Genomic DNA, 16019 nt, shown 5'->3' with positions numbered 1-16019 from the left:
GGAATGGGGAATGGGGAATGGGGATGAATTTTTTTCCCAATCCCTAGTACCCAGTACCCAATCCCTAATCCCTAACTTGCGATCGCTCGTTTATAAGCTTCGTCCAGCACTTCCGAAAGTGTCGGGTGGGCGTGAACTAAATGTGCGAGACTTTGGACAGATTGACGGTGTGCGATCGCAGCTGACGCTTCATGGATTAAGTCTGAGGCGTGCAGTCCGAAAATGTGAACGCCCAAGACTTCTCCGGTGTCTTTGCGATATATCACCTTGGCAATACCATCGGCTTCATTTTCTGCCAACGCTTTGGAATTTCCTTTGTAGTAACTTCGACTTGTGGCGATTTCAAACCCTTCGGTTTGTCCTAACTCCTTTGCTGCGGTTTCTGTTAAGCCCACATAGCTAACTTCTGGGTGAGTAAACGCCGCCGCCGGGATGCTGCGATAGTCTACTATTCTTTCCCTCCCAACTATATTTTCTACGGCGATGATGCCTTGAGCAGAAGCCGCATGTGCCAACATCATCTTCCCATTAGCGTCACCAATTGCCCACAAATGCGGTACTACTTCACCAGCTGATAGCACTGCCATGCGATCGTCAACTGGGATAAAATTCCGCCGATCCAGTTCTACGCCTATAGACTCCAAACCAAGATTTTTGGTCGCCGGGATGCGTCCTGTAGCCACCAAGCAAGCATCTACTTCGATGACATCTACATCTTCTTTGGTTTTGAAATCTGCTAATTCAATCACCACAGGTGAACCGGGGATGACTTTTTTAGCGTATATCCCCACTTTCGTTTCAATATCGCGGGGAGTAATCAGTACCCGTTCGGCAAGTTTGGCAATGTCTCGGTCAAATCCTGGCATTAACTGATCTAGGGCTTCAATCAAGGTGATTTCACAACCCAAAGCTGAGTAAATATCAGAAAATTCTAAGCCGATGTAACCACTGCCAATAATCGCCATCCAGTCTGGTAGCGACTCCAACTTAACGCCTTGATCGCTGGTAAAGACAGTTTTGCCGTCTACTTCAATTCCTGGAGGCACAAAAGGAATTGAACCAGGGGAAAGGATGATGTCTTTGGCTGTGATGGTTTTTTCACCGCCGTCTCCGGTAAAAGAGACTTTTTGTGCCCCAGCGATTTTTCCCCAACCTCTGATAATATCGACTTTTAGACGTTTGAGGCTGTTGGTTAAATCGCCTTGAATTTTCGAAACGAGATTATTAGCATGATTAGCGATCGCTTGGCGATCGAATTCCACGCTACCAATTTGAATTCCCAGTGACTTGAGGTGGTGGGCATTACGTAATTCCCGCACACGTCCAGATGCTGCTAGTAGCGCTTTAGAAGGAATACAGCCCCGATTAACACAGGTTCCTCCCATATCAGCAGCTTCAATAATCGCTGTTTTCAGACCGCAACTTACGGCGTGTAAGGCTGCGCCATGTCCGCCTACACCAGCGCCGATAATTACTAAATCGTAATCAAATCCTTGACTCACGTTAGTTTCCCTGTGTGCTTCGCCTATTTATTCTCAACTTGACCGACAATCAGCGCAACCCATTTAACAGTTATCAGTTATCAGTTTTATCGTTTGACTCCAAATCCTTCACAATACACCATCAGAACTGTTCACTGTTGACTGGTTACTAATTTCAGGTTCGGGTGTTGCTTCAAATTATGATTCACTCGCTTCTGACGAAAATATGGATGTTTCCAGTAATTATAGTCAAATCTATATACTTATTTTTTTGATAAGTAAGTGGATCAAATTAAATATACAACCTCACCCTGCCTCCGGCTTCCCTCTTTCTGAGTTCAAAGAGGCATTGAGGGTGAGGTTTTATCTTATCTTTAATTACGCCTACCTACTTACTACAAAAGGATTGAGGGTACCCCTGTCAAGGTGATATGTAGCTTTAATTTCATATTATTAATTCAACTGATATCTTGCACCATTCTCCATTAGCACCATTGCCCGCTCACAGATTTATTTCTGGGTTACCACTTAAGTGGACTCAAAGCTTTGCTCAGTCTTCAATAGATAGACTTTAGCTATTAGCCTCAGAATTCATTCTGAGGCGGTTGTTGGCACTGGTGTAAAATTTCAGTTCAACCCTAAACTTCACTTATTCGTTTTGAATTCGGATATAATTCGGAAAATTCCGAGTTCTAATTCTCCCCTACCCAATGCCCCTCAAGAGTGCTGAGTAATCAGTGCTGTTAGCGGATACCTATGGTTTAGCCTTTGCCCAGTAGGGAATCTTACTTCTTTACTCAGAACTCGGAAAAGAGGAACTGTTTTGCCCCATGCTCATAACTTTGAATTTCTTTACAGCGCGTTAGCCTAACACTAAGCTGGATTTAGGATTCATCCAGAAGATTTAAGCAGGCGATCGCTCGATGTCTATTCCCCAAATTAGTGAATTTACTATCCGCCGTCATGCCAACGCCAAATCTTTCCAACGGGGCGAGGCATACTATGAGGCTGGTGCTGTCAATACAGTTACCCAACGTGGCGATCTGCTTCAGGCAGATGTTGTAGGCAGTGAAGCTAAACCTTATCATGTCAACCTGAGTTTCGATAGCAGTGAGTTAACCTCAGTAAACTGCACCTGTGCCTACAACTTTGACGGGTGGTGCAAACACATTGTAGCGACGATGCTTGTTTGCGCGCGTAACCCAGAAAACATTGAGCAGCGCCCCACCCTAGAACAACTACTTAATCGCCTGGATTATATCCAAACTCAAAGACTGCTGCAAGAGTTGGTAACAGAACACCCACCACTAATTGAGGCGATTGACCGCCATGTAAGTTGGATGACGAATCCTACTGACAAGCAAACAACCACAAAAACCTTGCTCCACATTACTATTGATTCGGCTCCCTTTCGGCGGCAAGTGCGGCAGATTCTCAAGGATACCGTGCGCTACTTTGAGGAAGGGTGCGAAGAAGACCCAATTGGTGAAGAATTGCTGAGTGTAGTGCAAACTGCGGTAGATTTTAGCGAACGGGGAGAGGGTGAGAATGCGATCGCTATTTTAGAAGCGATTACCTCTACCTGTGTGGAAAATTGGGATGATGTTGCAGAATACGGTGCCGAAAATGATGAACTTGTCGGGGAATTAAATAATGCCTGGTGTGAAGCAATTCTCAGTGCTGAACTCACCCCAGAAGAAAAAGTTGATATTCAAATAAATTTAGAAGCTTGGCAAGATGAGTGGAATGTTGATTTTGGCATGATTATGGAGGCTTTACGCCAAGGTTGGGATTATTCACCACTGGTGCAAGTTCTCCAAGGTAATATTACCGAAAGGGGAGCTTGGGAAGAAGACGTGCCAGACTACGCGGATGATTTGGCACTAATTCGGCTAAAAATCCTCGAACGCCAGGAACGTTACCAAGAATACTTATATTTAGCAGAAGCGGAAGGACAAACCCAGCAGTATCTGACAATGCTAGGGCGTTTAGGCAGGGTAGAAGAAGCAATTGATGCTGCTCAAACCCAGATGAACTCAATGGAAGAGGCTTTTGCCCTAGCGAAAACACTAAGCTCTCAAGGGGCATTACAGCAAGCACTAGATATAGCCCAGAGTGGATTAAATTTACCGGGTAATTGTCAGTACGAATTGGGGATTTGGACAAGTGATTTGGCTATTGAGTTGGATAATAGTGAAGCTGCTTTATTAGCAATCAAGGCGGCTTTTCAAGTGAAACCCTCCTTTGTTGACTACCAAAAGATGGCAGAATTGGCTGGGGAAAACTGGGAAAGTGTCAAAACAGAACTGCTGAGAATTATCCGTACTGATAGTGGTGGGAGAACGGAATCAGCCAAGGTTGATATATTCTTACATGAGGGGCTAATTGATGATGCAATTGCGATCGCTAATGAACTCAGTTCTTATAATTCAGAATTGATTCACCGAGTCATGGATGCTGCTATCCCTCACAATCCTAATTGGGTGATTGCTAATGCTCGTCGCCGTGCCGAAAAGATTATGGATGCAGGTAAAGCCGAATACTACTACTACGCAGTTGAATGGTTAAAAAAGGCACGTAACGCCTACTTGGAATCTGGAAATAAAGCTGACTGGTTAAGCTATCGCCAAAACTTAATGCAAACCCACGCTCGTAAACGTAAATTGATGGGAATGTTTCAGCAAAGAGATATGAAGTAACCCAATACGGTTGGGATAAGATAATTTGTCTATCAATAACGCTTGTAGAGACGATGAAAATAGCTAGTCTCTACACACCATAATACCCCACCAATAACCTTAACCGAACGTATTGTGAAGTAACCCTAAACCATAACAAACAGATAATTCCAACATATCTGCTTGCTTATGCAGCTCGAATACTATCAATGCTTTTAAGTCTGCAATAACCAGTGGATTTAGCTTTTAAATTGAGATTTGCCCAAAATATCAACTTTAGTGACAAAAGATGAAGTAAGATTCACATCTGAAACAGTCCCCGAATAATCCCATAGTTTCTAACAAAAAATAGTCCGGTGCAATGATTAACAAATATCCTCAAAATCTCATAGTGTCCTGCTTACCACTGAGTATGCTTCTATTACTTAGTAGCATAACTTGTAGTCCACTGAAAGCTCAGGCTGTTGATACTACACAATTACCAACTAGTAATTTCATCCTGTCACAACAACAACTCCCACCACCACAGGATGTTCAACCACCCTTACCTTCGCCAGTTCCCCCACCTGAACTACCACAACCACTCCCCCCGCCAGCAGAACTATTTCCACCCTCTGCCCCAAATCCCACACCTGATGAACCACTCCCTGGCAACTTTCCTCAAACTATTGTTGTTGAACGGTTTGAAGTTGTTGGTAGCACAGTCTTTAGTCCCGAAGAGTTAGCCCAAGCCACTGCTGAATTTACCAAACGACCGATCTCACTGACCCAAGTGTATCAAGCACGTTCTAAAATTACTGATTTATACGTCCAAAATGGTTACATTACTTCTGGTGCTTATATCCCGCCCCAAACAATCCAATCCGGTGTTGTAAAAATTCAGGTGGTCGAAGGTAAATTAGAAGATATCCAGGTAACTGGCACTCGGCGGTTGAATCCGAATTATGTCCGCAGCAGACTAGCAATAGCTACATCAGCGCCTTTGAATCGGCAGCGTCTACTAGAGGCACTGCAACTTTTGCAACTTAATCCTTTGATTCAAAACGTCTCTGCTGAACTCTCCGCAGGATCGCAGACTGGTACGAGTCTCTTAGAAGTCAAGATCAGCGAGGCAAAAACCTTTAGTAGCCCAATAATTCTTGATAATGGGCGATCGCCTAGTGTTGGCAGTTTTCGACGCGGATTACGATTGAATGAAGCCAACTTACTTGGATTTGGAGATAGTCTGAGTTTAGGATATACCAACACTGATGGTAGCAACTCCTTTGACGCTAGTTACACATTGCCTCTCAATCCCCGCAACGGAACGCTTTCCTTCAACTATGGCACTACGTCGAGTAATGTCATTGAACCTGCTTTCAAATCTTTAGAGATCGAATCGGCATCTCGCTACTACGAATTGACATTCCGTCAGCCTATAGTTCAAACTCCCACACAAGAATTCGCTCTTGGGTTAACAGCTTCCCGACGCGAAAGTGATATCTCGTGGAAACTACAGAGAGAGAGCGAAGGAGGGTTTCCTCCCTCTCTAATTTCACCTGGTGCTGATGAACAAGGACGCACCAGGGTATCTGCCTTGCGATTTTTTCAAGAATGGACGAATCGTAATAGCCGTGAAGTCATCGCCCTACGCTCTCAATTCAGTTTGGGTATAGATGTGTTGAATGCCACGGTTAATCAAAATCCTCCCGATAGCCGTTTTTTTGCTTGGCAAGGGCAAGCGCAGTGGGCACGCCTTTTAGCTCCTGAAACTTTACTTTTACTTCGTTTAAATACGCAATTAGCATCCAGAACACTCTTACCTATAGAGCAAATTGGCTTAGGCGGGCAGGATAGCGTTCGGGGTTACCGTCAAGATTACCTGCTAACGGATAATGGCACTTTTGTTTCTGCGGAAGTTCAAGTACCGATTCTGCGCTTACCCCAGATATATAGCACGTTACAGGTTGTGCCGTTTGTAGATTTTGGTGTTGGCTGGAATAGTTCTGGTAGTCAGAACCCCGACCCTAATACTCTAGCTGCTGTTGGTCTGGGGTTGCGTTGGTCACAAGGCGATCGCTTCACCGTTCGTCTTGACTGGGGCATTCCTTTAGTATCTGTTAACTCGAATGATAGAACATTACAAGAAAACGGACTATATTTTAGTTTATTCTATAATCCTTTTTGAAATTTAGGGGTTCATTCTCCTTCCCTTCTCTACGATAGGCTACGCCAACCGGGGTTCTTGCTCCATTAAAGCAACTGGCGTGCGATTTAAAATGCTCAGATATTTTTTCCCTAGTGGAATGCACCCAATTAACTTAATTTCTGCCTTGTTCTAATCTATTTCGCAAAATTCATTTCGTAAAACAGAACTATTTGACTGATTAAAAAATAAAAATCAGACCGTTATTTATTTAATTCAGAGTTTCCCCTCCACTCAGAATGAAAATCCGCAAATATACCATGTCTTCTATTCAGTGTTTGATTTTATTCTGGGTATCCTAAGAAAGACAAGGTTAAATAATATGGACAAAGAGGGAAAGTTTATAACTTATGTATGAGTAGAGAAAACAGCTAGAACTTCTACCACAAAACTGATTGAACAATTAGCCATCTCATTCCAAAAGGTCAATTATGAAAAGAAGGGCTGGTTTGCACCCTCATACCAATTTTGGAATCACAGACGGTGACAACTTTGATTGAGCAAATTTTCCCATAAGTGCAGCCTGAAAGTCTGAAGTTATGGCAATACCTTGGTGTTAGTGATATTTTGCCCCAGAAGATCCCCCCTACCCACGCCAGCTGCTCCTTTGTGGAAATCAAAAATACCCTTTGGGTTGACCAGTTGTTCATGGGGGAAACCCTCAAAACCACACTGCTTCACCGCGCCTGCTCCCATTAAAAAGGGAGACTTAATTCCCTGCTTTTTAAGGAGGGTTAGCGAGGATAAAGCCTTAACCTAAAGGTATTGCAACTTGTGGGAGTAGAGTTTTTCAGACTAAGACATAAAAATATGAGAATTTGAGGAACAGCCATGCTAGGAAACGAGCGGGAAAAAATACGCCATCTGTTGGTCATCCAAGACCTGCAAGGCCGACGAACTGTCCCCTTGCAAGAGACTACTTATTCTCTGGGGCGGCATCCCGCAAACACTATTATCTTATCTTCGCGGTCAGTATCAATGCAACATGCAATTTTATTGCGAGTAACTGTTCCAGAGACTGATCAATATGGCTTTCAGATTATTGATGGTAACTATAAGGGAAAAGGGAGTACTAATGGCTTATTTGTCAATGGTACTAAATGCTTTTCTCATAATCTCAGAAATGGAGATGTCATTGCTTTTGGCAGTAATCAAGCTCAAGCTAAATATTATGCTGTTTCCAACATTTCAGAAAAAGCATTTTCTGAATCTTTTGATGTTGAAGACTTATCTGGTTTTCTATCAGGGCAAGGCAGTCCTGCCAATCCTTTTCAAACCTTAGCTATCGATCCCAGCTTTGAACTAGCTAGTGAGTCTGCCCTAGCTCGCCTAGCATCCTTCCCTGAACTCATCCCCAATCCAATCATTGAGATGGATTTGGAAGGAAGAGTCACTTATCTTAATCCAGCCGCAGCTCTCAAGTTTCCCAAACTTAGGGAAGTTGGAAAAAAACACCCGCTTTTAACAGGACTCTTGAGTACAGTTAAGAATCTAGAAAAAAATTCTTTTGTGCGGGAGGTGGAAGTAGGTACAGAAGTTTTTGAACAATCAGTTCTCTACCTTCCTGAAAGTGATTTAATTAGAAGTTTTATTATTAGGGATATTACAGAGCAAAAACAAGCCACAGCCGAACTACGTCAGCGCGATCGCTTGCTACAGGCAGTTGCAGAAGCTGCCAATTATTTGCTGGGAGAAATGAATTACGAAACTGGTATTGAGCTAGCTCTAGCTGTATTGGGTGAAGCTGCCAAAGCCGATCGCGCCTATCTCTTTCACAACCATTCCCATCCTGCTACAGGAGAAATAGTAGTCAGCCTGCGGTTTGAATGGACACATTCTTCTATTGAATCTACTTACAAATCTTGGCAAAATCAGCCTTATCAAGGTTCTGGGTTAGCTCGTTGGTACACTGTTCTCTCTAGCGGCAAGTCGATTAGCGGACTCACCCAACAATTTCCTGCCGCCGAACAAGAATTCCTGATTCGAGATGGCATTCAATCCCTTCTCCTGGTACCTCTGCGTTTGGAAAAAGAGTTCTGGGGTTACCTTGGCTTGGCAGACTGCACATTTGAGCGTCATTGGTCAAAGCACGAAGAATCTACCCTTTTGACGATGGCTGCTAGTATCATTGGTGCCCGGCAGCGTCAGCAAGTAGAAGAAAAGATTCGCTATCAAGCCCTACATGACATGCTGACAGGGTTGCCCAATCGCCTACTATTTAATGAACTGCTTAGTAAAACTCTCCCCAACGCCACTCGGAATGGTGAAAGTTTAGCTGTGATCTTCCTCGACCTGGATCGCTTCAAGGTGATTAATGACACTCTAGGGCACACTTTGGGAGACCAATTGTTAAAAAGTGTCGCTCAAAGATTAAAAGACTCACTCAGAGGCGGAGACACTATAGCCCGTTGGGGAGGTGATGAGTTCACTCTCTTACTCCCGCGAGTCAATGATATTCAAGAGGTAACACTGGTGGCGTATAGAATCTTACAAGCATTGAAGGATGCTTTCCATCTCCAAGGGCATGAACTTTATGTGACTGCCAGCCTTGGTATTGCCTTGTTTGATAGCAACAGTCCTGACGCGGAAACACTAATCCAGCACGCAGATGCCGCTTTATACTATGCCAAGGACAAAGGGCGGAATAATTACCAATTCTACAGTGTTTCCCTAAGTGCTAAAAATCCTGAACTTCTGACTTTAGAAAAGAGCTTACGCTATGCCCTAGAACGTAATGAATTTACGGTATACTATCAGCCTCGTGTGAACATTGCCACAGGAGAAATTAGTGGTATGGAGGCTCTATTGCGTTGGCAGCACCCAGAGATGGGATTGGTCGCACCCAGTGTTTTCATTCCCCTCGCCGAAGAAAGTGGATTAATTATCTCCATCGGCGAATGGGCGCTGCGGACTGCCTGTAGCCAAAATAAAGCCTGGCAAGATGCCGGATTGCCACCCATAACGATCGCTGTCAATCTTTCTCTTAAACAGTTCCACCAACCCAAATTGGTGGAAACTATAGCTACAGTTTTAGAACAAACAGGGCTGGAGCCGCACTTTTTAGAATTAGAAATTACCGAAACTACAGCCATTGAGGATTTAGACTTTACCAGAACCGTGTTACAAAATCTACAGCAGATGGGTGTTCACATCTCCATTGATGACTTTGGTACGGGTCATTCCTCGCTCTCGCGCCTACAGCTTTTGCCACTCCACAATCTGAAAATAGATAAGTCTTTTATTCAAGATTTGACGCAGGATGTCAAAGTAGCTCATATTATCAAGGCCATAGTTACCTTGGGGCAAAGCTTGGGATTGAAGTTGACAGCCGAAGGGGTAGAAAAAGAAGAGGAACTGGAGTTCTTGAAATCTATCAACTGTGAGGATGTACAAGGCTTTCTATTCTACCGCCCACTTTCTGCAAAGATTGCAACAGAAATCCTCGAAAGTAAACGACCAAAGCTCTAGTACTTGACCAACCCAAAAATTCTGGATAAAAGCAGGGAAAGCAGGGGAGGCAGTGGAAGAAAAGAACTTGATTTTCTGACCATAAATCCCGCAAAGTTAGCTTGAAACAGTATTAGTACTAAAGAAAAACTGTTTGTACAAGTGACGATACAATAGCATTCATTGTCTTGCTGCCAAGCTTTTTCGTCCTATGCTGCCAGTCATCTATTCCGACAAATTTTTAGATCACAAGACTGGAAAATACCATCCTGAAAGACCAGAACGTTTAAGTGCGATCGCCACTGCCCTAAAAGCAGCTACATTCGCAGATAAAATTGACTGGCGATCGCCTACACCAACATCAGAACAGCCATCGCTGATGCCTGTGTTAGTTAAAGCCCATAGCCCAGCCTACATCAAAAAACTTTGGCAAATCGCTTCTAGTGGCGGTGGCCCTTTGGATGGAGATACGCCAGTTTCCCCGCGTAGTTATGATGTGGCATTGTTGGCAGTCAGTGCATGGTTGGATGGTGTTGAGGCTGTATTAAAGTCGGCTAATCCAGCTTTTGTACTAGCGCGTCCCCCAGGACATCATGCAGAAAGTGATGCGGGGATGGGCTTTTGCCTATTTTCTAATGCTGCGATCGCAGCTTTATTTGCCCTCGAACAACCCGGAATTAACCGCGTCGCCATCCTCGATTGGGATGTGCATCACGGGAATGGTACTCAGGCGATCGTCGAAACTCAAGCACGCATCGCCTACTGTTCCCTACATCAGTATCCCTGCTATCCCGGTACTGGAAGATCGACAGAACGCGGCTTTCATAATAATGTATTAAATTTACCTGTACCCCCTGGTAGTGATATTGCACTATATCAGCCACTATTTGAAAAACAGGTCGTACCCTTTTTAGCTAACTTTCAGGCGGATTTGCTGATTGTGAGTGCTGGTTATGATGGCAATGCCGCAGATCCTTTGGCAAGTATCAATTTGCAGCCAGAAGACTACGCTTTATTTACTGATTATTGTCTAGGGATAACTCGTAAAATTCTGTTTGGCTTAGAAGGTGGTTACGATTTTGACTCTCTTTCTCAATCAGTCGTAGCAACAATTGAACATTGTTTACTTTAGGTACTTTCTTTTTTTTTTAGGTAAAACCTTGGAATTTGTAATTGAGTTATTTTCGTATATGCACTGAGATCATAATAATTTTATTGATTTGTGGCTCAGATTCCCGACTTCTCTAATAAACCGGGAATCTTCTTCTATGTTTCCTTTGGATTTCAGAACATAGTCTGCAAAAATAGGCAATTTATGTATACTTATTGTCATGATTATTCGTGAGTTAGTTGACTAATTTAACAACTATTTTTACGTAAAATTAGGATGACACAACTTTTGATCTAAACTCAAGCTAAGTAATTTCTTTTACCAAGGCTTTCTAAAATTCATCAAATCTTCAGAAATAAAAAGTTGGAACAGTGTTCTGAAAGAGCTAAAGTTTTGTTAAGATGCAATTGCTAGCAGTTTCTCGGCGAAATTCACCTATCGGTGTGTGGAGAAATAAAAAGTACTAGCAGCACAAATTTCAAAAGGTGAAGCAATGACCACCTACATTTTTTTTGATGAAGCCTTACGGATGCTGACCAATGCCTATTTAATATCAGTAGTACTGTTACTAGCAGCTTCTGGTATAGGTTTGGCAGTAATTGAAACAATAGAAAAGGCAGGAGAACGCTAAGTTTACAAATGGTAGTGTAGTTCTTGCCAAAAACCATTGGGTGCAAGTGTTCGCTATGAAGAAATCCTGGGAACACTAAAGCATGAAAGTCTCACGGCGTTGCAGCCTTACCTGGAAATCCACCAAACACACAGGTAACTGTAGCGCTATTGAGGCTCTAACCAAGGAGTTACTACAATGGGTCTATTCGACGCTGTGTTGGGCACAGAAAGCCAAACCCAAGCAGCACTCAATCCAGCAGAAGCTTTTGCTGTCATTGTTTTGGCAGCAACAGCCTCAGACGGTTATCTTTCTGTTGAGCAAGCAAATTCTATCACTTTTGTGCTGTCTCGGATGAAACTTTTTAAAAGTTATCCCCATGAGATGATCAACAAGCTGTTTGAGAAAATCTTGGGCATTCTCCAAGGGGATGGCTTTAATACTTTATTTAATGCAGCCAAAGATTCTCTATCTCAAGACTTGCGGGAAGCGGCCTTTGCAGTAGCTACTGATTTAGTCTTAGCTGAAGGTATTGTAGCTGAAGAAGAAAAAAACTTCTTAAATGATTTATATCAAGCTTTAGGTATTTCTAGTGAGATAGCAATACAAATTATGCAAGTAATCTTAATTAAAAACCGGGGATAGGGCGATAGAACATATGGTTAATTAAACTATATAAATAGCTTATAAATAAAGCGTGCCAAAGGAGTTAATCTTCTTTGGCATTATTTTTGGTCTTATTGTGACTAGGCTTAGATTCGCGCCTTTTTCAAAAAGTCGCAAATCTTGTTGTTCAATGCAGTATTATGTCATAATTCGATTTTATAATTTTGAACAAAAAAATTGTAAATTACTTATGCATTGTTCTGCCACCCTAACCCAACTGGTTGAAGTTCTTTTGGCCAGTTCTGTAAACTTATCTGAAACTGCTTTAACACAAGTAAGTTGCGGTATACAAACAGATAGCCGTACCCTGAAGCCGGGTGAAGTATTTCTAGGTTTACGAGGCGATAAGTTTGATGGACATGAATTTGTACAAACTGCGATCGCAAAGGGTGCAATAGCTGCAATTGTGGATTTTGAATACGAAAATCCGGGACTTCCTGTATTACAAGTAAAAGACACCCTCAAAGCATATCAGAAAATTGGCAGATGGTGGCGCGATCGCTTTGACATTCCTGTAATTGGTGTCACAGGTTCCGTAGGGAAAACTACAACTAAAGAATTAATTGCAGCAGTTTTAGGGACAAAGGGACGAGTTCACAAAACTTATGGAAATTACAACAACGAAATCGGTGTCCCGAAAACTCTCCTAGAACTTGGCAAAGAACATGACTACGCCGTGATTGAAATGGCAATGCGCGGTAAGGGACAAATTGCCGAACTCACACAAGTAGCGCGTCCAACAATTGGAGTGATTACCAATGTGGGGACGGCACATATTGAATTACTGGGTTCGGAAGAAGCGATCGCACAGGCAAAATGTGAGTTATTAGCCGAAATGTCTGCTGATAGTGTGGCAATTCTCAACCACGACAATCCTTTATTAATGGCCACAGCAGCAAAATTTTGGCACGGAGAAGTTTTAACTTACGGCTTTTCTGGTGGCGATATCCAAGGGCAATTAATTGATAACGACCAGGTGGAAGTTGCAGGAATCCAACTACCTCTACCTTTACCTGGTCGTCACAATGCGACTAATTTCTTGGCAGCTTTAGCGGTGGCAAAGGTGTTGGGGATCGATTGGGCAAGCCTCAAAGCAGGTGTAATGGTGGATATGCCCGCAGGGCGATCGCAGCGATTTACCTTACCGAACGATGTGGTAATCTTAGATGAAACTTATAATGCTGCACCAGAAGCTATGATTGCAGCCTTGCAATTATTGGCAGACACACCTGGAAAACGGAAGATTGCGGTATTGGGTGCAATGAAAGAATTGGGAGAGCGATCGCAGCAGTTGCACCAGCGAGTCGGAGAAACAGTGAAAAAGTTGAATTTAGACGGCTTGTTGGTTTTGGTAGATGGACAAGATGCCGAAACGATCGCCCTTAGTGCTGAAGGTATTCCATCGGAGTGCTTTGCAACTCATGCTGATTTGGTGGCTAGGTTGAAGACATTTGTGCAAACAGGCGATCGTTTATTATTCAAAGCCGCCCATTCCGTGGGACTAGATCGGGTAGTCAATCAGTTACGTGCAGAATTTCCTAAATGATATTCTACAGTGTCTAAAATTTATGAATATATACTAAAATATAGCGTTTCTCAGTTGAGGGTAATACAGACCTAACCCCCAGCCCCTTGCCTGCAAGGGAAGCTACGGTCTACACACAAGTCTCTTGACCTGCACTTTTATTGCATTCACCTGCACTTTTATTGCATTCACCTGCACCTTTATTGCATTCACCTGCACCTTTGTTGCATTCACCTGCACCTTTGTTGCATCGAGCTTTTTTTGACTTGTGTGTACACCGTCGGCAAGGGAAGGAGGGTAAGATTCAAATCCTCTCTTCTAAAAGGAGAGAGGAATGGAAGTGAGATCAAACTGTATTTTCCATTTGAGAAGCGCTATAAATGGGCGGGGTAGTTCATGTAATTAAACTTAGACAATGGTTAAGGTATCAAGTTTGCCGTCGCCGTTGTTGTCAAAGCTTTCGGATGTCTTATTGCCATTGGCATCATAAGTACGTGTTTCAAAAGAATAAAGTATGTCCTGGCCATCGACGTATGCACGTCTGGATGTCTGGTTGCCGTTGGCATCATAAGTATAGATGCTCACAATGCTCTCAAAGTTCTCGTCAAAGCTTTCGACTGTCCGGTTATAGCTGTATGTAATAACTGAGTCTGTTGTCCCATCACTGTTTTTGTCTATATTCTCAGATATCACATTACCATTGGCATCATAAGTATAAGTTGTACTTGATGTCATAAACTTCTGTTCCTTTATTAATATTTCTATGACTATAAATGAATACTGTAGCGTAGGTAATCGAAACTCATAGCAAGTTATCAAATATATTTCTGCTACGTCAGTAATCTAAAATATGGCAGGCGATGTCTAATGACAAGCCTATATGCGTCTACGCACTGCTTTACTCGATCAAAAGGTGCGATCGCAGGGTTGTAATTATTGGCAGACACACCCAAAAAGGGCAAAATTGCCCTATTGGGTGCGATGAAAGAATTGTAAAGAGTGATGTCTAACCACAACCGAAGAACCATCTATGCACTAGCAAGTTGAAGAAATAGTGCTATAGAGAGTATGTGTAGATTTCAGGCGTTGTTTGAAAGACTAGGGTTATTACTGTAGCGTCTTTGAAAAAGAATTGCTGCCAAATTAGTTACTAAACAGGTGATTGCTAGCCACATCAAGATATAAGTAGGAGCCATCACCACGCCAATCATGAACCAAGTATATACGTGCAGTATCATTACAGAAGCGAAAAAGCTAGCAATTCCAGCAGATTGCCACACTTGATGCGATGGGCGACGTAACGCTACCAGGCTCATCGTTAAAATTGTGACAAGCAAGTTCGCTGGTACAAGAAATGCACAAATACTTACGCAGTTGCCACGAGAGAACTCAGTTAAGGTGTTTAAATCGAGCATTAATTTGTTGGGATAGGTGTTAGCGTTTTAAGAATTTAATTTATTGTATTTTAAAATAACGAAATCAACATTAACAGATGAGTGAGTAATCACATTGCAAATATAACATAAATTAAACTATTAAGTTGCGTTTTGATACTCTCAATAGTTAGTTAATTATAAAGATTTTGGATAAGTAGGGTGGAAAATACCCACCCTAGCTGAATTAACCCGGTAAAATCACTGTATCGATAACGTGTACTACACCATTATCAGCTTCGATATCTGCTGCTAAAACTGTGGCATTTTTAACTTCAAAACCATCAGAAGAATCAATTTTAATCGGTGAACCTTCCACAGAATTAACCGTACCGAGTTGTGCTAAATCAGCCTTTAGCAGCTTTCCTGGAACGACATGATACTTTAAAATCCGCGTTAGCTGGGGAATATTTTGTAACAGAGTTTGGATAGTTCCCGGTGCTAACTTGGCAAAAGCATCGTCATTTGGTGCAAAGACAGTGAACGGGCCAGGACTTTTTAATGTTTCTACTAAACCAGCAGCTTGTACAGCCGCCACCAGTGTTTTAAAAGACTCAGCCGTAACTGCAATATCAACAATATCAGCCATATATCTTACCTAGAATCTCTGCAAAAGATTTTAAAGGATAATAAACCTATTTGAAGTTTTATTAAACAAAATAAATTTAAAATCAGACGTTGAATAAAATACACTTAGACGCATACTTCCCTTCCCTAGAGACATCACCTTATGATGTTTCTAAGTAAATTCCTGTGTAGAACAAATGTCTGATCGCATGTATGCCATTTTGGGAAGTGAGGAACTGTAGTAAATTTATCGTACCAACTCATGAAGCCTTTGTACTGAAGGGATAGGAAGTTGGGAAATAGGGGAAAATTAGGG

Annotated in this window: 12 protein-coding genes; 7 read left to right on the top strand and 5 right to left on the bottom strand. The window is 42.5% G+C overall.

The annotated features are described in order from the left end of the window. Positions 1–71: 71 nt before the first annotated feature. The gene (lpdA, locus tag ACFFAP_RS25720) at positions 72–1502 is read right to left on the bottom strand and encodes a dihydrolipoyl dehydrogenase (protein ID WP_375513877.1); all 1431 of its coding nucleotides are present in this window, start codon (positions 1500–1502) and stop codon (positions 72–74) included. Between the two features lie 902 nt (positions 1503–2404). Between lpdA and ACFFAP_RS25715 the strand changes: the two genes are divergently transcribed. The 7 genes from ACFFAP_RS25715 (at position 2405) to murF (ending at position 13724) form a co-directional block, all read left to right on the top strand. Continuing rightward, positions 2405–4180 carry an SWIM zinc finger domain-containing protein gene (locus tag ACFFAP_RS25715; RefSeq protein WP_375513876.1) on the top strand — a complete coding sequence of 592 codons (1776 nt, stop codon included), beginning with the start codon at positions 2405–2407 and terminating at the stop codon, positions 4178–4180. 340 nt (positions 4181–4520) lie between these two features. Continuing rightward, the gene (locus ACFFAP_RS25710) at positions 4521–6326 is read left to right on the top strand and encodes a ShlB/FhaC/HecB family hemolysin secretion/activation protein (RefSeq protein WP_375513875.1); all 1806 of its coding nucleotides are present in this window, start codon (positions 4521–4523) and stop codon (positions 6324–6326) included. 849 nt (positions 6327–7175) lie between these two features. After that, on the top strand, positions 7176–9812 hold the full coding sequence (locus ACFFAP_RS25705) for an EAL domain-containing protein (protein WP_375513874.1): 2637 nt from the start codon (positions 7176–7178) through the stop codon (positions 9810–9812). A gap of 190 nt (positions 9813–10002) precedes the next feature. After that, positions 10003–10923: a histone deacetylase family protein gene (locus ACFFAP_RS25700; RefSeq protein WP_375513873.1), complete on the top strand. Its 921-nt coding sequence runs from the start codon at positions 10003–10005 to the stop codon at positions 10921–10923. A gap of 472 nt (positions 10924–11395) precedes the next feature. Further along, the gene (locus tag ACFFAP_RS25695) at positions 11396–11533 is read left to right on the top strand and encodes a hypothetical protein (protein WP_181374005.1); all 138 of its coding nucleotides are present in this window, start codon (positions 11396–11398) and stop codon (positions 11531–11533) included. Positions 11534–11710: 177 nt separating this feature from the next. After that, a complete protein-coding gene (locus tag ACFFAP_RS25690; protein WP_375513872.1) occupies positions 11711–12157 on the top strand; it encodes a tellurite resistance TerB family protein in 447 nt (148 codons plus the stop codon). 211 nt (positions 12158–12368) lie between these two features. Continuing rightward, positions 12369–13724 carry a UDP-N-acetylmuramoyl-tripeptide--D-alanyl-D-alanine ligase gene (gene murF, locus ACFFAP_RS25685; RefSeq protein WP_375513871.1) on the top strand — a complete coding sequence of 452 codons (1356 nt, stop codon included), beginning with the start codon at positions 12369–12371 and terminating at the stop codon, positions 13722–13724. Between the two features lie 387 nt (positions 13725–14111). On the opposite strand, the gene ACFFAP_RS25680 is transcribed toward murF, so the two are convergent. The 4 genes from ACFFAP_RS25680 to ACFFAP_RS25665 form a co-directional block, all read right to left on the bottom strand. Next, positions 14112–14438, bottom strand: a complete 327-nt coding sequence (locus ACFFAP_RS25680; protein WP_375513870.1) for a hypothetical protein — start codon at positions 14436–14438, stop codon at positions 14112–14114. A gap of 95 nt (positions 14439–14533) precedes the next feature. Continuing rightward, positions 14534–14731: a hypothetical protein gene (locus ACFFAP_RS25675; RefSeq protein WP_375513869.1), complete on the bottom strand. Its 198-nt coding sequence runs from the start codon at positions 14729–14731 to the stop codon at positions 14534–14536. A 51-nt stretch (positions 14732–14782) separates the two neighbouring features. Beyond that, a complete protein-coding gene (locus tag ACFFAP_RS25670) occupies positions 14783–15118 on the bottom strand; it encodes a hypothetical protein (RefSeq protein ID WP_375513868.1) in 336 nt (111 codons plus the stop codon). A gap of 205 nt (positions 15119–15323) precedes the next feature. Further along, positions 15324–15725, bottom strand: coding sequence for a fasciclin domain-containing protein (locus ACFFAP_RS25665; RefSeq protein WP_375513867.1), 402 nt, complete (start codon positions 15723–15725; stop codon positions 15324–15326). Positions 15726–16019 lie beyond the last annotated feature (294 nt).

This window comes from uncultured Nostoc sp. (genome assembly GCF_964245575.1).
GTDB lineage: Bacteria > Cyanobacteriota > Cyanobacteriia > Cyanobacteriales > Nostocaceae > Nostoc.
This window is presented reverse-complemented; position numbering and strand designations above follow the sequence as displayed.